We start from the raw sequence: 249 nt of genomic DNA, 5'->3' as shown, positions 1-249 counted from the left end.
CGCTAGTAAAAGTAACTCGTAGGCTCATTATGCAAAAGGCACGCCGTCACACCATATAGGTGCTCCGACCGCTTGTAGGCGTACGGTTTCAGGTTCTATTTCACCCTTCTATTCGAAGTGCTTTTCACCTTTCCTTCACAGTACTTGTTCACTATCGGTCTTTCAGGAGTATTTAGCCTTGGAGGATGGTCCCCCCATATTCAGACAGGATTTCACGTGTCCCGCCCTACTCATTTATCATCTAAATAT

At 45.8% G+C, this 249-nt stretch carries 1 rRNA gene; it reads right to left on the bottom strand.

What is annotated here, in order from left to right:
- Nucleotides 1-249, bottom strand: a 23S ribosomal RNA gene (locus SB764_RS43135); the annotation flags it as partial.

The sequence above is a fragment of the Paraburkholderia sp. SIMBA_027 genome, from assembly GCF_046535315.1.
GTDB classification, from domain to species: domain Bacteria; phylum Pseudomonadota; class Gammaproteobacteria; order Burkholderiales; family Burkholderiaceae; genus Paraburkholderia; species Paraburkholderia tropica.
This window is presented reverse-complemented; position numbering and strand designations above follow the sequence as displayed.